Here is a 17,645-nt window from a genome sequence, read left to right on the forward strand (position 1 = left end):
CTGAGATTGATTGGGCGTGTGGGAGGATGCACGGGCAGTCCCCCGGCCGAACATGCCCGTAGCGCGCCTAACTGCCAAGCACTACCTACCGTCTGTTATACGGTTGGCCGATGTTTGCACTCGTGGTGAAGTTCGACTTGTTCGACGCGGACAGGGCGGCGGCCTTCGACCAACTCGTCGCCGAGACCGTTAAGAGCATCACCGAAAACGAACCCGGCACGTTGGTCTACGCGACCAACACCGTTGACGGTGAACCGCTCTCGCGGATCTTCTATGAGGTGTACCGCGACCGCGACGCGTTCAAGGAGCATGAGCGGCAGCCGCACACGCGGCGGTTCCTGGACAAGCGAAGCGAATACGTCGCGTCATTCCGCGTCGAGTTCCTGGCCCCGGCCGTCGCAAAGGGCCTGCCCGCTTAGAGTCGCTGGGCAATCCCGCACCACACGGCGAACCCGTGCACGCTGTCGACTGCACGGGCTTCAGCGCGAGCAAGTGCTCGGGCGGTCTCGTGAACCATTGGGTTGTAGCGGGTCTGCGCCGGTGCGATCGACTTCGCAGTGAGTAGCGCGTCGAACGCACGACGACGGTCACCATGAAGTAGGTAGGCGCGCGACAGGTCGATGTAGTGATGACCTGCACGCTCCTTCGGCGCGTCGGCGGGGAGCACCAGAGCGCGGGCGCGGTTGAGCGCCTCGGTGCCGTCCATCGCTTCGACTGCCAGCGCGACCGACCATATGCCTACGTTCGTCGGGCCGAAGCTGAGGACCCGGTCGCGGTCGTCGCCAAGTCTCTCGGCAGCGGCTCGTGCCTCGCAGAGATGCTCGTCCACCAGGCTACGGCGGCCAGACCGTGACGCGGCCAGGCCGGATTGCAGGTGCAGCCCACCCCACGCGATCAGGTCATCACGGTGGCCGACGCCGAGCCGAGGCTCGATATCGCCGCGGCATCGCTCGAGGAAGCTGAGCGCAGCCGTCCAGTCACCGCCAGAAGTGAGCAGCGCTGCGCGCTGAAACTGGGCTGTTGCCTTCCACAGCGGGTTGTCAGCTTCGGCCGCGGCCCATGCGATTCGATCGACGGCGAGCGCGGCGAGGTCGGAGTAGCCGAGCTTGTGCGCTAGTGAGTGCGCGGAGTAGTACAGCTCGCACAGCATCACTAAAGCGCGACTACGGTCGACGCCGGTAGCGCGGTGCATAGCGGCGCGCAGTTCGCCGAGCAAGCCAGGCAGGTGCTCACCGAGCTTGTGGAAGCTAGCCGCCCGGCGCCAGGTGCACACTTTGTCGACTTCGGCGGCGAGCTGTGGAAAGGGGCGGGGCTCGGCCACAGCGGCATTGTCGATGTCGTAGGCGGCCAGCTCAGTACGAAGCACGGCGATCGCAGAGTGCACCTCGGTGTCCGGGCCAGGCGCGGGCGCGTACGGTTGCCCAGTTAGGTCGGTCACCGACAGCCGCAAGGCCTTCGACACGGCGCCGAGAAACGCGGGCGTTGCTGGCGCCCGGCGCTGTTCGACAGAGCGCATGAGCGCCGTCGACACGTTCGCCTTCTCTGCCAGCTGCTTTTGCGTGAGTCCCGCCAGTCGTCGAGCCTCGACGACTCGGGCCGCTACTGCCGCGCGATCCGCGCTCATGGTCACCACCGTTTCATTGAACGCCGTGCCAAGTCCGTAGTGCCAAGAGTACGAAAATCTTTCGCACTTCACAGTCGGAAGCTGCGCCATTGTTCTAGACACGCCCCGCCGTCGGGTGACCTCTCATCCTCGGCGGCGGGCGCGAGTCAACCGTCTACCTGCCGGGGGTGGCCCCATGGTCGCATTGTCTGATTCCACACTGCCGCAGCGTGATCCGTTCGTCGGGCCGCCCGGTACGTACTGCGGCGCACCGGGCGATGTGGTCGAGGTGTTCGCGGAAGCGGTCCGCGAGTGGGCATATCGACCCGCACCCACAGACCTAACGGCGAAGCCCTGCCCCCGCTGCACCTACGAGGACGCCGAGCCGAGCACTGGCATTTGCCGCTACTGCACGACCGCGATCAAGCGCGCAGGCGATGCACTGCTTGTCGCGATGCGCGACGCCAACGCCGGAACCGATCGCCCGGCGGGCTGGTTGCAGCGCGACGACGGATCATGGGCGCCTGTCGACGATCACGGGTTTGTCGGCCAGTCGTTCGCATTCGAATTGGATGACCACCACGAGCTCGACGAACACGCCGTGATCACCGTCGAGCCGGTCTCGATCGACGACACGGAGGTCGACTAGCCGTGTCGACGACCGGACTTGTATGCGCCACTGTCGCCGGGGTTTTGACGTTGGGCGTCGTGCTCTTTTACGTACTGCCGTACCTCGTCGACCGCCCGGTGCACGTCGACGGTGAACGCCCCAGCACGGAAATACTCGCCCGCATCGCTCGCGACCAATGCCACCGTGCACCGAATCATCCGTACACCGTCAGCGAAGCGCGCCGCGTATTCCGTCAGCGCATCAACTGCGACGCCGACTCATGCGGCGCAAAACATGAGGCCGTCTGGACCTTGATCGATGCGAGGGTGCTCCGACCCGCCGCATATGTCGAGCGGTAGGGCGCCTCGTTCGAGGCGGTTCTGATCTCTCCCGTGGGGTGCGGGAGTAGTAGGTAATGGAGGGATATCCATGAGATACAATGCGATTCGGGCAGCCGTCACGGTTGTCGCTGTCAGCGCCGCATTGCTCGGCGGGCAGACGCTCACCACCACGCCGGTCGCGCAGGCCGCTGGCGGTGTCTGCACCTTCGCCTTCAACAAGGAGCCGTACGTGCTGCACGACGCCGTCGTCGTGGGCGGACAAGTGGAATGCAATCGCGCCCCGGTCGCGTTCCGCATCGAGTTGCAGCTATGGCATCGGTCGGGCACCGGCAACCCGCAGCCGAAGGGAGACCGCGTCGTCGTCACGCAAATCCCCAACCCGCACCTCAACGTCGCCGCGATGGCGTTGGACTGCGTACCCGGCGTGTGGCAAGGCAAGATCGTCATGCAGGCTACCTGGGACACCGGGACGGATGAGGGCCGCAACGAGACTCTGAACACCTTTCTCCCGTGCTAGGTTGATCCCGATGAAGCAGCTGTATATCAGCAGTGGCCCTGCCACATGGTCGACCCGATGGTTTCGGCTGCGCAGCTACCTCTACTTCCAATTTCTGCGCGTCTCCCGCGAGCGCGGCTACACCAGGCAACTCCAGTGGAATTCTCGCCGCGAATACGGCGGCTGGGTGATCCGTCCATCCATCGGATGGCGTCGGATCCGCTGGATAACCCCGCCACTGCATTACACGCGCGCTATCCCCGCTGACGACATGTACGCCGTCGGCAGTTGGATGCTGGAGAAGCTGGAGAAGTAAGTCCGGTAATCCGGATACAGCGGCCCCACCCGGCCCCCTTCCGGGTGGGCCGCTCCGCGTCTGGGGTCCGGCTGCCCCCGCGTGTTGATCAACGGAGGCGGGGCGCGTTGTTCGTCGGACAGACCGGTTAGTCTGCGCTCGTGGCGATCAGTGAGGGCGACCTAGTACATCTCGTCAAGGGCGGGGTCGACGGGGATCACACCCCATCGGCGGTTCGTCGCACCGCTCGACACGACGTTGCCGGTGTCGGTCCGTGTCAGGAATGACGAGCCGTTGCGGTACTAGGTGAAACATTCCCACCCGAATCTTGCCGGTGACCTGCGTCCTTTCCGGCGGAGGATAGGGGATTCGAACCCCGATAGCGGGTGCGGTTGTCAGCGCTCGGCGAGGGCGGTCAGCGCTCGGTCGACGTCATCGGTGCTGTTGTACAGGTGGAAGGAGAAGCGCAGGCCGCCGCCGCGGGCGGATGTGATGACGCCCGCCTCTTCCAACCGGGCTGCCGCGTCGCCCGCGCCGGGCACCGAGACGATCGCCGAATCGGCGGGCACCGACTGGAAACCCAACTCTGCCAACCCATTTCGAAATCGGGCGGCGAGTTCGCGGTTGTGTGCGCCGATCTTGTCGATGGTCAGTTCTTCGATCAAGGACAGGCCAGCGAGCGCCGCGACGACACCGAGCCAGTCCGGTGTCGAGTCGAAACGATGGGCGGTGTTCGGCAGTGCGATCGGGTCGTAGAGTTCGGCCCAACGGTCGGCCGCCGCGTACCAGCCGGGGCTGATCGGGCGCAGCCCGGCAGCGGCCTCCGGTGCGGCGGCGAAGAATGTGACGCTGCGGGCGCCGATCAGCCATTTGAACGTCGCGCACACCCAGTAATCGGCATCGTCGAAACGCAGCGGCACCCATCCGGCGGCCTGGGTGGCATCGGCCAGCAACCGGGCGTTATGCGCACGGGTGGCCGCGCGCAGCACCGGCAGATCAATGGTCCGGCCGTCCTTCGACTGCACGACGCTGACCGCGACCAACTCCGTCTCGGGTCGCACCTCTTCGGCGATGCGCTCCAACGGTACGAATCGGACCGCCAGATCGCCGCGATGTACGAAAGGCATGGAGACGGAAGAGAATTCACCTTCGGCGAGCAATACCTCAGCACCTGGTGGCAGTGCGGCGGCCACCGGCGCGATCAGCCCGGCCACGGTACCGCCCAAGGCGATATCGTCGGCCGAAGCACCCGCCAACAGCCGCGCGAATCCGGCCCGCAGCTCGGGTACCAGGTCATCGCGCGTCGCCGGTGTGCCACGACCTGCCACCCAGAACGCATTGACCTGCTGCAATGCTGCCAATGAGCGCGCGGACGGCAACCCGTGCGAAGCGGTGTTCAGATAGACGGTCTCGGTCGCGAACTCATCGGGTGCAAGGGAGGACATACCTGCAACCCTGCGCTCGCAACCGGCGCGCGTCGAGTGCCACCGGCAAAATACTGGACCCAAATCCGGTGTTCACTGGGGTATTTTTTCCGGCTGGCGGCAGTCGGGGCCTTCCGATCGACCGGCCCTCAGGCCGAATGTTGTTGTTCGATGGTCGCTTTCATCACCTGGGCACCGCGCTCGACCCGCGGCCGCACCTGTTCGGCGGCATCGTGCGGCAGTACATCGGTGACCCAAACCAGTGTGCTGCGACCATCTTCGGCGTCGAGGACCTGGAACGAGGCATGGTGGTGCGTGAGCGGCAACTGGAAGCCCTCGACAGCCGAATAGGCCAGCCTGCGCACATCGTCATCAACGGTGACGATGAGTTCGCGAATCACATTGCCGCCGGGCATCGTCAGAAATCTGACGTCGCCATCGATACGGGTGTCGACGACATACTCCGGCAGCAGACGTTCGTGCACAGCGCCGATATCGCGCAGGGCTGCCCACACGTGCTCCGGGCCGACCTCGATCAGGATTTCGTGCTGGATGGTGGCCATAACGAATCCACCGTATCGGTAACCCTATTTCGGCGTCTCGGCCGCCCACATATTGGACAGGAGTTGGTAGCTGGGGGTGTCGGCGAGGGATTGCATGGATTCGTAGATGCGCTGGTAGCTCGTCGCGGTGATGCGCCAGCGGCCGTCGCTGTCGAGGCGATAGCTGTCGGAGTAGTAGCCCGCGCCGCGGATCAGCACGCCGTATTCGGTGGCGATCACAGTGTCCTCGAAAGCCCATGAGCCCGTTGCGGTCTCACCGTCCACGGTGACCTCGGGATGGTTGGCGATATGGGCGGTGACGACGGTGGGACCGAGATTCTCGCGCATGAACGCGGTGACGGCGTCACGGCCGTCCAGGGTCAGCGGCTCGCCCATGGCGTGGGTGCCGTAGCGACCGGCGACGTCGACGGCGAGCGTATCCGCGAAGTCGTCCCATTGTTTGAGATCCAGCGTCCGGAAGTAGCGGTACTTGAGCTGGCGGACGGCTTCGATGGCGGCGAGATCCATCCGTTCAGCTTGGCACTCACGGAGTGGCAAAACAAGAACTTGTTCTAGCTGGTGGACGAGGCCGTCGGCTGTGCGGCCGCCGCCTGCGCGGCCAGCCCGTCCAGGACCGCGATGTGGGCCGGTGGCACCTCGATATTCATGACCACCGTGCCCGGCTGGGCAGGGGTGAACGTGAAGGCGAAGAAGGTGCAGCAGCTCGTTTCGCGGGCCGCGAGATGCTGTGCGGTCGCTGTGGCCGCGGCGTCGAGCTCGAGTCGGAGCAGGGTCGGCGCCGGGCGTTCGATCTTGCGCAGTGCCGTGGCGAACAGGAGTGCGAACTCTTCGACGCGCACCGGCTGTTGCTCGGTGGGCAGCGTGCACGCCTGCGGTGCCACCCACATCAGATTGTCGCCGAGCATTCGAACCACCTTCAGGAGGCTGTTGATATATGCCGAAAGGGTAGCGCCGAATCCGCAATGAGACCAGATTGCGCGCGCAATTGCGGGTGTTCGCGGTGGCGCATCGGGTACCTGAAGGGTGGACGCAGTTATCGGAGCGCACGACTGCGCCCGCCGCACCACAAGCTCATCTTTGACCAGGAGTCCGCAATGACTGAAGGTCGCACCCGACACCCCGACCCGTCCATCGATCAGAAGTTGGCACTGCGCACCGCCGCGCGCCGATTGGAACGCGAATTCGACGACGTCCCCGATGAAACCGTCGACCAGTGCTTGTATTCCGCCTACGACCATGTCGCGGGCCACGCCACCATCGACAACTTCCTCCCCTTGCTGGCCGAGCGCTACACCCGCGAATGGCTACACGCGATGACCGAGGAAGAGCCGACTAACCACAGCGCCCCGCGGCGCGCCGTATTACCTGTTCGGCGTCACCGCTGATGCGGCCGACGAGATCGGCGGCCGACTCCAGGCCGTCGATGAGGCCGACGGCCTCGCCCGCCCAGGTCGGCACGTAGTCGAGGTCGCCTCGCTCGGTCGCGTCTCGATACCGTTGCCGCGCTCCCGCATCGGCCGCGAGTTCGGATTCGCGTCCGTGCCACTCGTCGAGGAAATCGTTGCGTAGCGTGCGGGCGGTGTATTCGGCGGGCCACGGGGATTCGCGCGCGATATCGACGATCCGGTTGCGTTCGGTGTCATCGGCATCGGCGTTGATGATGGCCTTTGCCTGGTCGGCGGATATGAGCGCTTCGTGCGTGGCCTCGAAACGCGTCCCGATCAGCGCACCGGCCGCACCGAGTACGAGTGCGGCGGCAAGTCCGCGACCATCGGCGATGCCGCCAGCGGCGAGCACCGGCACCGTCCCCGCCAGATCCACGACGGCGGGTACGAAGGGCAGCGTGCCGCGCTTGCCACCGTGTCCGCCCGCCTCGCCGCCCTGCGCGACCAGGACGTGTGCGCCCGCATCGAGGGCGCGGGCCGCCTCATCCGTGGTGGTCACCTGTACGAGCAGGCGGATATCGGCCGCCAGCACGGCGTCCGCGTACGGCGTGGGATCGCCGAAGGACAGCATGATCGCCGCCGGGCGGCGTTCGACGCTGCGCAGTACCGCGTCGAGATCGGTCGCCCAGCTCAATAATCCGATGCCCCATGGCTTTTCGGTGCGTGCCGCGAGCAACCCGCATTCGCGATCGAGCAGGTCCGGATCTCCGCCGCCGGCGCCGATCAGGCCGCATCCGCCGCCCTCGGATATCGCGGCGGCCAACTCACCGCCCGCCACCCCGCCCATGGGCGCCAGCATGACGGGGTGCTCGATGCCGAACATCTCGGTGAGATCGGTACGCAAAGCCATGACCAGCCCTTTCGTCGCATTCGACTACCGTCCTCGACGATACGGGCCGGCCGGTCAGAGATCCGGACGGACCAGGATCTGAATGTGGCCGTCCGGGTTGCGCAGTGCGTCGACGGCCCCGGCGACGCCGCCCAGTCCGACCTGGTCGGTAATGAGCGAGGCGGCGTCGATGGTGCCCTCGGCGATCCGGTGCAGGGTCTTCGCGTACTCCTCGTGTGGGTAGACCATGCACATCTGCAGTGAGATGTCCTTGTAGATGCCGACGATCGGGCGGATGACATCGTCGGTCATCACCGCGCCGATCTGCAGAATCGTGGTCTGGCGCGGGACCTTGTACATCAACTCGTTGATCATGCCCGGGACCGCAGCGCAGACCCAGATATGCAGGAGTTGGCCGGGCGCGGCCGCCTCCCGCCAGACCTCGATCGGATCATGGACAGTCGGGTCGACGACGCGGTGCGCACCGAGACGTAATGCCGTGTCGCGCCGCAACTTCGACGGATCGGAGGCGACAATCGGGGCGACTCCGCGTTCCACCAGCGCGGCGACCGCACCCAAACCCACCGGGCCGCAACCGATGACGATGCCGGAGCCGCCCGCACCGATACCGGTGCGCGCGACATTGCCGAAGCCGACGGCCAGCGGTTCGGTGAGCGCGGCGACATGCGGCGCGACCGTATCCGGAATGGGTTCCAAGGCCATGGCCTGCAACACCATGCGCTCGCCGTAGCCGCCCGGAAATTCGTTGGAGAAGCCGACACCGTGGATCTGGCCCGCATGATCGATGGCCCATGGCAGGGCCACCACGAGCTGTCCCTCGGTGTGCGGGGTATCCGGTCCGGCCGATACCACTCGGGCCGCGATTTCGTGGCCCATGATCACATCGCGGTGGGGATCGAATTGAAAAGTGGGGACGCCACTGTCGCGGGAGGCCTGCAGGAATTCATCGGTGTAATCCAGGGCCTGCTTATCGGATCCGCAGATACCGCAGGCAATCGTCTCGACCAGGACCTGACCGGGTCCGGGCACCGGTTCCGGCACCTCGTCCACGACCAGACCACCGGCCCGCATCACCACCGCGCGCATCAGTTGGCCTCCTCGGTGCCCAGCGCGGAAGCCGATGTCCGGCCGTACTTTTCGAAGGCGCTCTGAATGCCCGCAGTCAGGCCGCCGATCATGCGTTCGCTATTGGCGTGCGCCCATTCGAGCGAGGCGGTGCGGTTGCGGTTGGCGCGGGTGAAGTGCGGAATCACCTGTTCGGCGAAGAGCCGGGCCGAGCGCTGGGTGGCGTCCCAGTCCGCGACATTGAGTCCCAGCAGCAGGAAGGTGCCGAAGCCGCCGGACTGTTCGGCGAGTTTCTCGATGGTCGCGATGGCATCGTCGGGGGTGCCGATGGTGGCACGGCCGAAGGCTGGGAAGCCTTCGCCGGTCCACTGTTCGACGGCGGCGCGGGGCGAGGAGTTCCACGGTGCGCTACGGCCGCTGAGCTTTTCGATGTAGTCGACCAGATGTTCGACGCCCCATTCGGCTTCGCGCATCGCCTGTTCGCGGGTTTCGGCGATATGCATCGGCGCGACCAGCCGCCATGTGGCGCGATCGACGGTGTGGCCATGGTCGGCCATGGTCTTCTCGTAGACCTGCCAATTCGGCAGCAGCGCATCGTATCCGCTGGGATCGGAGGCCGCCAAGGAGAGCAGTCCCGCGCCGTGCCGTCCCGCCAGCACCGCACCGGACGGCGACATCGTCGAGGCCACAGCCATTTCCAGGCCGTCCACCTGATAGGGCAGCAGCTGCAGACGGGCCTCGCTCAGGTGATACCAATCGCTTTCGGCGGTCACCGTCTCACCGCGCAGCAGGCGCACCAGCACCTCCATGGATTCGTGCATCATGTCGCGCTGGCGCACCGGGTCGATGCCCATCATGGCGGCGTCGGTGGCCAGCTGGCCGGGGCCGACACCCATCATGGTCCGGCCCATGGTGAGGTGATCCAGCAGGCAGATGCGGTCGGCGAGCATCAGTGGCTGGTGGTAGGGCAGGGAGTTCACGCCGGTGCCGAGGCGGATGCGGCTGGTCCGCTGAGCCGCCGCGGCCAGGAAGACCTCGGGGGCCGCGATGATCTCCAGTCCGGCCGAATGATGTTCACCGACCCAGGCTTCGGCGAAGCCGAGTCGGTCGGCCAGCTCCACCAGCGCGAGATCGCGCTGGAGTTGCAGGGTCGGGTTACCGGTCAGCGGATGGTAGGGGGCGAGGAAGAATCCGAACCTGGTGGGGCCGAACTGGTTGTCGCTCAATTCAATTGTCCTTACGTGCGGCGGTGGTTCAGCTGCGGTCCCAGTCGTGACCCCAATAGCTGTCGGCGGTCATTTCCTCCGCGGTGTAGGTGGTCTCGTCCACCAGCACGCCCTCGGTGCCGAATTCGAGATCCCAGCCGCCCGGAGTGCGGACGTAGAAGGAGATCATCTTGTCGTTGGTGTGGCGGCCCAGCGTCGAGGACAGGTGGTATCCGGCCTTGTTCACCCGATCCAGGGCGCGGCCGACATCATCGAGGCGGTCGACCTCGACCATGATGTGCACCAAGCCGGAACCCTCCTTACCGCCGGAGGGGATCAGCGCCAGGCTGTGGTGGCGCTGATTCACGCCGAGGAAGCGGATACGCACCGGACCGTATTCGGGCGGCGTCGGCAGCCGGAACGCGCCGCGTGGCAGGAAACCGAGAACGTCGGTGTAGAAGCGGAATGCGCCGTCGAGGTCGGGGACCGGGAGCACAACGTGGCCGAGACCGAGACCCTCGGTGACGAAACGGTTTCCGTACTTGCCGACCACGGGGCTGTGGTCGAGGACGGGGCCGTGGAAGATTTCGACGGTGGTGCCGGCGGGGTCCCGGAAGGTGATCGCCTCCTCCACGCTGCGGGCATCGGCCTCGGCCACCGTCAGCGCGGTTACTTCGATTCCGGCCTTCTCCACCGCTTCTCGCGCCTCGGCCAGTGCCCGGTGGTCACGCACCTCCCAGCCGATGGCGAGCACCTTATCGCTCTCGCCCGGCACCAGGACCAGGCGCGCGACGTGCTCGTCCATGCGCAGGTAGCTGGCGTCGGGATCCGGGCCGGTGCCCTCGGCGAAGCCGATCACGTCGAAGGCGAAGGTGCGCCAGGCCGCCGGGTCGCTGACCGCGACCTTCACATAACCGAGCGAACTGATGATGGCCATAGGGGTGTTCTCCTCATTCATAGGTGATCCGGACCGTGTCGGTGACCGGCACCGCCTGACAGGCCAGCACATAGCCGTCGGCCAGGTCTTCGCGTTCCAGTACTTCGTTGCGCAGCAGCTTGACTTCACCGTCGACGACCCGGCAGACGCAGGCGCTGCAGGCGCCTTCACGGCAGGAGTACGGTGCTTCGACGCCGCGAGCCAGCAGTAGATCGAGCAGCACGGTATTGCGCGGCCAGGCGAATTCGGTTGTGGTGCCGTCGAGTTCGACCTCGACGAGCGCGGCGTCGCCGGTGTCGTCGACCTCGGCGAAGGGGTCGCCGGATAGCGAAACGAATTTCTCGACATGCACGCGGGTGCGGTCCATGCCGAGGTCACCGGTCGCCGTCACCACGGCGTCCATGAAAGGTACTGGGCCGCAGATGAATACCTCACGGTCGGTCCACGGGGCGACCAGGGCGGTTACTGTGCGCACCGACGGCAAGCCCTGCACGGATTCGAGCCAGTGCAGCACGACCAGGCGATCCGGGTATGCGGCGGTGAGCGATTTCAGTTCGTCGGCGAAGATCACCGAGTTCTCGTCGCGGTTGGCGTAGATCAGGGTGCAGCGTCCAGCACCCTGCGCCAGTGCCGATTTCAGGATGGACAGCACCGGCGTGATCCCGCTGCCCGCCGCGAGTAGCAGCAGATCGGCGTCGAGCGAGTCGGGCGTGAAAATCCCTGCGGGCGAGAGACTGTCGATGGTCATGCCGACAACGGCGTTATCGCACAACCAGTTCGAACCATAGCCGCCTTCGGTCCGTTTGACGGTGACCTTGAGCGGTCCGCCCTCGTGCGGTCCGCTGGACAGGGAATATGAACGCGCCACCGAACCGGTCTGAGCACTGGGTATCCGCAGCGTCAGGAACTGGCCAGGCCGATAGGGAAGTCGCTGGCCCGATTCGGCGACCAACTCCAGCGATACCGCATCGTGGGTTTCGGCGACCACGCCGACCACCCGCAGCGTTATCGCCCCGCTCACGACTGCGCCTCGCCAGCGCTCGGCTGCGCTGCGCGCTGCGATATGGTTCGCTCGCTCCGTTCGCTCACAGCAGGTCCCCATCGCGCGTGCTCAGACCGACTTCGCCCGCGGCGACGGCCTTGTCGATGCTGTCCCGCAAAGCCGCGCATCCGCGCACCGGACCGCCGCCATCGCGTGCGAATTCGGCGCAATGCGCGCGAGCGGCGGAGCTCCACTGCACACTCGTGTGCGCGGGGCTGAATTTGACCACGGACACCTGGTTTCGGCAGGCGTGGCAGGTGACGCAATCCATCACAGGTCCGATCAGGCGTCCGCGCGCTGGGTGACCAGGTTTTGGGCGGCCAGGTTTTGGGTGGCCAGGTTCTCGGCGACCTCGGCCTCCCAGGCGGTGACCGCGCGGGTGGTGTCGACCTCGAATTCGAAGCGGTCGGTCATCTTCGGTTCCACCGCGGCGATATCGGTGTAGAACTGCTCATACCAGCGCCGAAGCTGATAGACGGGTCCGTCCTCCTCGCACAGCAGCGGATTGTCGATGCGGGTCTTGCGTTCCCAGATCGCCACATCCTGTTCGAAACCGCGGCCGAGTCCGTTGGCGAAACGCACCGCCATCGCCTCGGCCTCCTCCGCCGACAGCCCGGGCAGTTTCTTCACGATCGCGCCGTACTGCAGTACGAACTTGGTGGGAGAGACCGGGTAGTGGCAGTTGATCAGCACGGATTCGACTGTCTGCCCATTGGATTCGTTGACCAGATAATCGATCATGTAGGAGGGGCCGTAGTAATGCGCCTCCGAATGCAGCGTGTTCTGTCCGCCCGCCTCCTTGGCCAGCTCGCCCTGCATATCCTCGCGTCCGATCGAGGTCATGTACTGACTGGCGACGTGCCCCTCGAAGACATTCTTGAAGTAGGTCGGAAATGCGAAGTGCACGTAGAAGAAATGCGCCATATCAACCACGTTGTCGATGACCTCGCGACAGTTCGCGCCCTCGATGGTGATCTGATTCCAGGTCCAGTCGCTCCACTCGTCGCTGAACGCGCCCTCGATCCGGGGGATCGCGACATCCGCGGGCGGCGGGTTGCCCTCCGGATCGTTCCAGACGAACAGCTGCCTGTTCTGCTCCATCGTGATCCAGGACTTGGTGCGGGCCAGCGGGGGCACCCGGCGGGCGTAGGGGATCGCGGCACACCGGCCATTGCCCTTCCAGCGCCAGTCGTGGAACGGGCAGGCGATGGTGTCGCCCTTGATGGTGCCGTCACCGAGGTTGCCACCCATATGCCTGCAGTAGGCGTCGAGCACATGGAGCGTGCCGTCCTCGCCGGCGAACACCACCAGTTCGGTACCGAAGATTTCGATGGTGTGCGGTTTACCGTCGCGGAAGCTGTCGGCAAGGCCGATGCAGTGCCAGCCGCGGGCGTATCGGGTCGGCGGGGCGCCGGTGTCGATCACGCGCACCTGGTCCTCGGTGTTCGCCGTACTCATTGGTCCTCCACGTTCGTGTCCGTGTCGTTGTACTTCGATGGTTCGGCGCTGTCCGCCATCGCCGAAAGGCGGCGTCCCACTGGTCGGGAGCCGGGCGCGACGGCGCCTCGCTGGCGCTCAGCGCCGTCGTGCCGCCGCTGGCCGGCTGTGTCTTTGGTGCACGCCACGCTCGCTCACGAGACGCTGGTAAGGCGCTCGAATCCGGAGCGGTAGAACAGCAGCGGATCGGCCTCGCGGCCCGCGCCGAGCGCGGTGACATTGCCGATGACGATGGTGTGATCGCCGCCGTCGAGTTCGCCGCCGAGTTCGCAATCGATCCAGGCGATCGATCCGGCCAGCAGTGGTGAGCCGTTGGGGGACGGCTGCCAATCGAGGCCGTCGAATTTGTCTGCTCCGCTGCGGCCGAGCTGTCTGCACACACCCTCTTGATCCGCGGCGAGCACGTTTACACAGAACTTGCTGGCGGTCCGGATGCGCGGCCAGGTGGTCGAGGTCCTGGCCGGGAACAGGGCCACTGCGGGCGGTTCGAGGGACAGTGCCGAGAAGGACTGGCAGGCGAACCCGACGGGTTCCTCGCCGTCGAGGGCGGTGATCGCGGTGACTCCGGTGGCGAACCGGCCGAGGACGGCCTTGAAGTCGAGCACGACGGCCATGGCGCTCCTAGTTTCGATTAGAAATATTCCGTTTCGCCATGAAGGTAAGCGGCGCGCTCGGTGGGCTGTCAATAACGGATTCCGGCTACCGAGAAGATCCGTAGCGATCTCCGTAGTTTCCGGGATTCCGGCTTGTCCGCGCGACGGCACTGTGATGGGGGACACGAATCGGTATGCCGAAAACGGACATGCCTAATCGAAATACTTCTAAGCTAGATGAGCTACACAATGGAGGTACGCCATGACGGTCGAGGTGCTGACCGGCCCGCAGTCCGAAGAGTTGTTATCGGGTTCGGGTCGTCCGACCTCCCGCCCCGCGCAGCCGCCGGTATCCATGATCGAGCGTATGACGCTGATCCTAGACGCTTTCGACGGTTCGACACCGACCCTGACACTGCTGGGTCTCGCCGAGCGCACCGGGCTGCCCCGGTCGACTGTGCACCGGATCCTGGACCAGATGATCCGGCTGCGCTGGTTGGCGCACGCGCCCGGCGGTTACCGGCTCGGCCTGCGTCCGCTGGAGCTGGGCGGACTCGCCGCCGACCACAACGAGATCCGCGATGTGGTGAGTCCGCTGCTGCACGATCTCTGTCAGCGGACCGGCATGGTCGGCCACCTCGGTGTCCTCGACGGGCGCGAGGTGCTGTACCTGGACAAGGCCGGTGGCCGGTTCGCCGCCAGCATCCCGACCCGCCTCGGCAGCCGGATGCCCGCGCACACCACGGCGCTGGGCAAGGCGCTACTGGCGTCGCTGGAGCCGAGCATTGTCGAGACATCATTCCGGGACCGATTGCCGCAGTTGACGCCGCGAACCATCTGCGACAAGGCGGAATTGCATCGGGAGCTGACCAGGATCCGGCATCGGCAGGGGGTTGCCCTGGACAACGAGGAGTCGGTTTCCGGAATCGCCTGTGTGGCTGTGCCGATTCGAGGCCGCGGCGCGGCCGTGGGTGCGCTGTCGCTGTCGGGCCAGATCGGCGGCGAGCGAACGGCTTTGGATACCGCGCGGTTGGCGCGAGTGCTGGTCGAGGTGGCGCACGAGGCCGGGCGCGCGCTGTTTCCGCGCCACGCGCGCTGGCGGTGATCCGGGCCTCGGCCGCTAGCGGTGCCATATGGCACGAGCATGCGAACGGGCCGGAACCCGATGGCTCCGGCCCGCTCTCCGGGTCGCGTCAGTAGGCGGTGCCGCCGGTGGCGGGTGTGCGGCCGTGGCGCATGACGAGGGCGATCAGCAGGGCGATCACCGAGGCGCCCGCGGCGAACCAGAAGCCCATTTCATAGCCGTGGTCGGCGAAGACCTGCGGGATGACCGATTCCTGTGCGGGTTGACCGGCGACGCTCACCTGAGCGGTGATCGGGCTGGCGTTGAGGTAGGCGGTGACGATGGCCAAACCGATGGCAACGCCCATCGATTGCATGACGCCGAGCATGCCGAGGCTGATGCCCTGCTGTTCCTGCGGAACGGCTTCGACCATCAGAATGGGCATGGAGGCGTAGTAGAAACCGAACCCGATGCCGAACAGCGCACTCACCCACAGGAATACCACCCAGGTGTGCGGGAGGACGGCATAGCCGACGCCCGCGCCGACGAACAGCATCAGCGCGAAGACCAACGGCAGGCGCGCCCCGATCTTGCGGGCCAGCGCACCGGCCAGCGCGCCGCAGATCATGGCGAGTACGGCCTGCAGCAGGGCGACTCGGACGGCGAATTGCAAAAGGGTGAAACCGTTTCCGTAGCTGTATTCGGGATCCAGCAGCACCTGGACCATCGCGGGCGGCATCGGCTGACCGGTCTGCTGCTGGATCTGTGCGAGCGTGGCCTGCTGCACGCCGGCGGCGACCGTTCCGGAATCCGGGGTCTGGCTCATATAACCCAGTGCGTAGGACTGGACGCCGATGAGGAACGACGCGAACAGTGCGCCGCCGAGCACCAGCGTCACCCGCGGATGGAACAGCAGTTTCATATCCATGATCGGCCGGGCGACCCGCAGTTCGACCACGGCGAACAACACCAGCAGCGCGATGCCGCCGAACAGCCACGCCAGCGTCAGCGGTTTGCTCCAACCCCAGTCCTGGCCCTTGTCCAGGTAGATCAGCGTCAACCCGGCCCCGGCCGACAGCAGCACCGCACCGAGCACATCGATGCGCTCGGCGACCCGCAGCTTGGATTCGGGTACCACGATCCACACTATTGGCAACATGAGCAGCGTGAATGCGGCCAGCACCCAGAAGATCGCGCGCCAGCTGTAGTTGTCGACGAGGTATCCGCCGAGCAGCGGACCGGCGATCGCGGACAGTCCGAGACCGGTCGCGGTGACACCGAGTCCGAGCGGAACGTACTTGCGCGGCATCAGATCTCGGATCAACCCGTAGGCGATGACCGCGGTGGCGATGGCGGTCGCCTGCAGCCCGCGCCCGAGCAGGAACAGCCCCCAGTTGCTGGTGACCGCATCGATCCCGCAGCCGAGCATGAAGAGCAATCCGCAGACCAGGAACATCCGCTTCTTGCCCCACACATCGCTCATCTTGCCGATGAGCGGCGACGCGGCGGCGCCGATGAGGCCGAAGACGATAATGGCCCAGTTGATATTCGCACCGACGCTGGGAAAGGTCGGTGCGATCTTCTGCAGTGCGGCCGCGACGATCGTGTACTGCATCGGGGCGACCTCGGTGAACAGCACGATGACCGCGAGAACGGTGAAGATCCTGATGGGCGATGCGCCGTCGAGTCGGCCGGTGTCAGCGGATTCGATTGCGCCGCCGGGTCTTTCGGCGGCCGCGGCATCTTGGGAAATGGTGGACATGAATCGGGCTCCGCTGTTCGGGAACTACCTGGTGGTGTTCGATGGTGATGGTTTGTGAAACCTGTCACAAAGCGGTGTCGGTCGTATCTTTCGAATCTCACTGAACGGGATGTTTCACCCGTAATATGCCTAAGCGATATAGTCCTACCGTGACCGAAGTGAAGTCCCCGGTGGGCGCCGGGGTCCCCGACCTGCCGACGACCAGTTGGGCCGTGCTCGGCATGCTCTCGCACGCCGATGAACTCTCCGGCTACGACCTGAAGAAGTGGGCCGACTGGAGCCTCCAATTCTTCTACTGGAGCCCGTCGTTCAGTCAGATCTACGCCGAGCTCAAACGCCTCGAGAAACACGGCTATGCCACCTCTCGCACGGTGCTGCAGGACGACGGCGTGCGCGGCAAGCGGATGTACGCGATCACCGAAAGCGGCCGCGCCGCTGCGGCGCACTGGGTGAACCACGCCCCGGTGGAAGCGCCGGTGCTCAAGCACAGCGTGATGTTGCGGGCCTGGCTGGGGCATCTCGCCCAACCGGATCGACTGCGCGAAATTCTCACCGAGCACATCGGGTACGCGGAGAAGATGCGCAAACTGGCCGAGGTCGACGCCGAGGGCGCCGACGAAAACCCGGACTGGATCTATCCGGGGGCGGTATTGCGCTGGTGTGTGCGCCATTACGAGGCCGAACGTGATTTCGCCAAGGAACTACTCGCCGACGTGGATAAACTCGCCGACCGGACCCCACAGAAGAAGGCGGCGAAGGGTAAGGGTCACCGCGCTTCCTGAGAGGTTGTCCACTCACCGGGACGCCCGCTTCCTATGACTAGTAGAAATACTTCTACTAGTCATATAAGGAGG

At 65.6% G+C, this 17,645-nt stretch carries 22 protein-coding genes; 7 read left to right on the forward strand and 15 right to left on the reverse strand.

Going from position 1 to position 17,645, the window contains the following annotated elements; all coding sequences use genetic code 11:
• Positions 1-110: 110 nt before the first annotated feature.
• A complete protein-coding gene (locus ACQP1G_RS18070; protein ID WP_433205473.1) occupies positions 111-419 on the forward strand; it encodes a putative quinol monooxygenase in 309 nt (102 codons plus the stop codon).
• Here the strand turns inward: ACQP1G_RS18070 and ACQP1G_RS18075 are convergent.
• On the reverse strand, positions 416-1,714 hold the full coding sequence (locus tag ACQP1G_RS18075; protein ID WP_433205476.1) for a helix-turn-helix domain-containing protein: 1,299 nt from the start codon (positions 1,712-1,714) through the stop codon (positions 416-418). The two genes, ACQP1G_RS18070 and ACQP1G_RS18075, sit on opposite strands and share 4 nt — an antisense overlap.
• An 85-nt stretch (positions 1,715-1,799) precedes the next feature.
• On the opposite strand from ACQP1G_RS18075, the gene ACQP1G_RS18080 reads away from it, so the two are divergent.
• Complete coding sequence (locus ACQP1G_RS18080; protein ID WP_433205479.1) at positions 1,800-2,252, forward strand: hypothetical protein; 453 nt, start codon at positions 1,800-1,802, stop codon at positions 2,250-2,252.
• Here ACQP1G_RS18080 and ACQP1G_RS18085 read toward each other — a convergent pair.
• On the reverse strand, positions 2,249-2,431 hold the full coding sequence (locus ACQP1G_RS18085; RefSeq protein WP_433205482.1) for a hypothetical protein: 183 nt from the start codon (positions 2,429-2,431) through the stop codon (positions 2,249-2,251). The two genes, ACQP1G_RS18080 and ACQP1G_RS18085, sit on opposite strands and share 4 nt — an antisense overlap.
• A 211-nt stretch (positions 2,432-2,642) precedes the next feature.
• Between ACQP1G_RS18085 and ACQP1G_RS18090 the strand changes: the two genes are divergently transcribed.
• Positions 2,643-3,071: a hypothetical protein gene (locus ACQP1G_RS18090; RefSeq protein ID WP_433205484.1), complete on the forward strand. Its 429-nt coding sequence runs from the start codon at positions 2,643-2,645 to the stop codon at positions 3,069-3,071.
• Positions 3,072-3,081: 10 nt separating this feature from the next.
• Entirely contained in the window at positions 3,082-3,366 is a 285-nt protein-coding gene (locus tag ACQP1G_RS18095; protein ID WP_433205487.1) for a hypothetical protein, read from the forward strand.
• A 374-nt stretch (positions 3,367-3,740) separates the two neighbouring features.
• On the opposite strand, the gene ACQP1G_RS18100 is transcribed toward ACQP1G_RS18095, so the two are convergent.
• The 4 genes from ACQP1G_RS18100 to ACQP1G_RS18115 all read right to left on the reverse strand — a co-directional run bounded on the left by ACQP1G_RS18100 (position 3,741) and on the right by ACQP1G_RS18115 (position 6,237).
• Positions 3,741-4,790, reverse strand: coding sequence for an aminotransferase class V-fold PLP-dependent enzyme (locus tag ACQP1G_RS18100; RefSeq protein WP_433205490.1), 1,050 nt, complete (start codon positions 4,788-4,790; stop codon positions 3,741-3,743).
• A 128-nt stretch (positions 4,791-4,918) separates the two neighbouring features.
• A complete protein-coding gene (locus tag ACQP1G_RS18105) occupies positions 4,919-5,332 on the reverse strand; it encodes an SRPBCC family protein (RefSeq protein WP_433205493.1) in 414 nt (137 codons plus the stop codon).
• A 24-nt stretch (positions 5,333-5,356) separates the two neighbouring features.
• Positions 5,357-5,839, reverse strand: coding sequence for a nuclear transport factor 2 family protein (locus tag ACQP1G_RS18110; RefSeq protein WP_433205496.1), 483 nt, complete (start codon positions 5,837-5,839; stop codon positions 5,357-5,359).
• Between the two features lie 44 nt (positions 5,840-5,883).
• Entirely contained in the window at positions 5,884-6,237 is a 354-nt protein-coding gene (locus ACQP1G_RS18115; RefSeq protein ID WP_433205499.1) for a hypothetical protein, read from the reverse strand.
• A 189-nt stretch (positions 6,238-6,426) separates the two neighbouring features.
• Here ACQP1G_RS18115 and ACQP1G_RS18120 point away from each other — a divergent pair, with 189 nt between their 5' ends.
• Positions 6,427-6,717: a three-helix bundle dimerization domain-containing protein gene (locus ACQP1G_RS18120; protein WP_433205502.1), complete on the forward strand. Its 291-nt coding sequence runs from the start codon at positions 6,427-6,429 to the stop codon at positions 6,715-6,717.
• On the opposite strand, the gene ACQP1G_RS18125 is transcribed toward ACQP1G_RS18120, so the two are convergent.
• The 8 genes from ACQP1G_RS18125 to ACQP1G_RS18160 form a co-directional block, all read right to left on the reverse strand.
• A complete protein-coding gene (locus ACQP1G_RS18125; RefSeq protein ID WP_433205505.1) occupies positions 6,665-7,627 on the reverse strand; it encodes an NAD(P)H-dependent flavin oxidoreductase in 963 nt (320 codons plus the stop codon). The genes ACQP1G_RS18120 and ACQP1G_RS18125 overlap by 53 nt on opposite strands.
• A gap of 54 nt (positions 7,628-7,681) precedes the next feature.
• Complete coding sequence (locus ACQP1G_RS18130; protein WP_433205508.1) at positions 7,682-8,713, reverse strand: zinc-binding dehydrogenase; 1,032 nt, start codon at positions 8,711-8,713, stop codon at positions 7,682-7,684.
• Positions 8,713-9,918, reverse strand: a complete 1,206-nt coding sequence (locus tag ACQP1G_RS18135; protein ID WP_433205511.1) for an LLM class flavin-dependent oxidoreductase — start codon at positions 9,916-9,918, stop codon at positions 8,713-8,715. The genes ACQP1G_RS18130 and ACQP1G_RS18135 overlap by 1 nt, the downstream gene beginning before the upstream one ends.
• A 28-nt stretch (positions 9,919-9,946) precedes the next feature.
• A complete protein-coding gene (locus ACQP1G_RS18140; protein ID WP_433205514.1) occupies positions 9,947-10,834 on the reverse strand; it encodes a VOC family protein in 888 nt (295 codons plus the stop codon).
• A 13-nt stretch (positions 10,835-10,847) separates the two neighbouring features.
• Entirely contained in the window at positions 10,848-11,855 is a 1,008-nt protein-coding gene (locus tag ACQP1G_RS18145) for a 2Fe-2S iron-sulfur cluster-binding protein (protein ID WP_433205516.1), read from the reverse strand.
• Between the two features lie 64 nt (positions 11,856-11,919).
• Positions 11,920-12,105, reverse strand: a complete 186-nt coding sequence (locus tag ACQP1G_RS18150; RefSeq protein WP_433205519.1) for a hypothetical protein — start codon at positions 12,103-12,105, stop codon at positions 11,920-11,922.
• 53 nt (positions 12,106-12,158) lie between these two features.
• Positions 12,159-13,334 (reverse strand): Rieske 2Fe-2S domain-containing protein, encoded by a 1,176-nt coding sequence (locus tag ACQP1G_RS18155; RefSeq protein WP_433205522.1) that lies wholly within the window; start codon positions 13,332-13,334, stop codon positions 12,159-12,161.
• Positions 13,335-13,507: 173 nt separating this feature from the next.
• A complete protein-coding gene (locus ACQP1G_RS18160; protein WP_433205525.1) occupies positions 13,508-13,987 on the reverse strand; it encodes a flavin reductase family protein in 480 nt (159 codons plus the stop codon).
• Between the two features lie 241 nt (positions 13,988-14,228).
• On the opposite strand from ACQP1G_RS18160, the gene ACQP1G_RS18165 reads away from it, so the two are divergent.
• Complete coding sequence (locus tag ACQP1G_RS18165; RefSeq protein WP_433205528.1) at positions 14,229-15,071, forward strand: IclR family transcriptional regulator; 843 nt, start codon at positions 14,229-14,231, stop codon at positions 15,069-15,071.
• Between the two features lie 88 nt (positions 15,072-15,159).
• On the opposite strand, the gene ACQP1G_RS18170 is transcribed toward ACQP1G_RS18165, so the two are convergent.
• On the reverse strand, positions 15,160-16,791 hold the full coding sequence (locus tag ACQP1G_RS18170) for an MFS transporter (protein ID WP_433205531.1): 1,632 nt from the start codon (positions 16,789-16,791) through the stop codon (positions 15,160-15,162).
• Between the two features lie 149 nt (positions 16,792-16,940).
• Between ACQP1G_RS18170 and ACQP1G_RS18175 the strand changes: the two genes are divergently transcribed.
• Complete coding sequence (locus ACQP1G_RS18175; protein WP_433205534.1) at positions 16,941-17,573, forward strand: PadR family transcriptional regulator; 633 nt, start codon at positions 16,941-16,943, stop codon at positions 17,571-17,573.
• The last annotated feature ends 72 nt before the right edge of the window (positions 17,574-17,645 follow it).

The organism is Nocardia sp. CA-107356 (assembly GCF_050946365.1).
Taxonomy (GTDB): Bacteria; Actinomycetota; Actinomycetes; order Mycobacteriales; family Mycobacteriaceae; genus Nocardia.

Bases quoted from the DNA above. Each gene is read 5' to 3' on its own strand.
- ACQP1G_RS18090 (WP_433205484.1), top strand. From the start codon at position 2,643: ATGAGATACAATGCGATTCGGGCAGCCGTCACGGTTGTCGCTGTCAGC.
- ACQP1G_RS18115 (WP_433205499.1), bottom strand. From the start codon at position 6,237: ATGCTCGGCGACAATCTGATGTGGGTGGCACCGCAGGCGTGCACGCTG.
- ACQP1G_RS18085 (WP_433205482.1), bottom strand. From the start codon at position 2,431: ATGATTCGGTGCACGGTGGCATTGGTCGCGAGCGATGCGGGCGAGTAT.
- ACQP1G_RS18070 (WP_433205473.1), top strand. From the start codon at position 111: ATGTTTGCACTCGTGGTGAAGTTCGACTTGTTCGACGCGGACAGGGCG.
- ACQP1G_RS18140 (WP_433205514.1), bottom strand. From the start codon at position 10,834: ATGGCCATCATCAGTTCGCTCGGTTATGTGAAGGTCGCGGTCAGCGAC.
- ACQP1G_RS18110 (WP_433205496.1), bottom strand. From the start codon at position 5,839: ATGGATCTCGCCGCCATCGAAGCCGTCCGCCAGCTCAAGTACCGCTAC.
- ACQP1G_RS18095 (WP_433205487.1), top strand. From the start codon at position 3,082: ATGAAGCAGCTGTATATCAGCAGTGGCCCTGCCACATGGTCGACCCGA.
- ACQP1G_RS18125 (WP_433205505.1), bottom strand. From the start codon at position 7,627: ATGGCTTTGCGTACCGATCTCACCGAGATGTTCGGCATCGAGCACCCC.
- ACQP1G_RS18080 (WP_433205479.1), top strand. From the start codon at position 1,800: ATGGTCGCATTGTCTGATTCCACACTGCCGCAGCGTGATCCGTTCGTC.
- ACQP1G_RS18120 (WP_433205502.1), top strand. From the start codon at position 6,427: ATGACTGAAGGTCGCACCCGACACCCCGACCCGTCCATCGATCAGAAG.
- ACQP1G_RS18170 (WP_433205531.1), bottom strand. From the start codon at position 16,791: ATGTCCACCATTTCCCAAGATGCCGCGGCCGCCGAAAGACCCGGCGGC.
- ACQP1G_RS18105 (WP_433205493.1), bottom strand. From the start codon at position 5,332: ATGGCCACCATCCAGCACGAAATCCTGATCGAGGTCGGCCCGGAGCAC.
- ACQP1G_RS18130 (WP_433205508.1), bottom strand. From the start codon at position 8,713: ATGCGCGCGGTGGTGATGCGGGCCGGTGGTCTGGTCGTGGACGAGGTG.
- ACQP1G_RS18165 (WP_433205528.1), top strand. From the start codon at position 14,229: ATGACGGTCGAGGTGCTGACCGGCCCGCAGTCCGAAGAGTTGTTATCG.
- ACQP1G_RS18155 (WP_433205522.1), bottom strand. From the start codon at position 13,334: ATGAGTACGGCGAACACCGAGGACCAGGTGCGCGTGATCGACACCGGC.
- ACQP1G_RS18160 (WP_433205525.1), bottom strand. From the start codon at position 13,987: ATGGCCGTCGTGCTCGACTTCAAGGCCGTCCTCGGCCGGTTCGCCACC.
- ACQP1G_RS18075 (WP_433205476.1), bottom strand. From the start codon at position 1,714: ATGGCGCAGCTTCCGACTGTGAAGTGCGAAAGATTTTCGTACTCTTGG.
- ACQP1G_RS18100 (WP_433205490.1), bottom strand. From the start codon at position 4,790: ATGTCCTCCCTTGCACCCGATGAGTTCGCGACCGAGACCGTCTATCTG.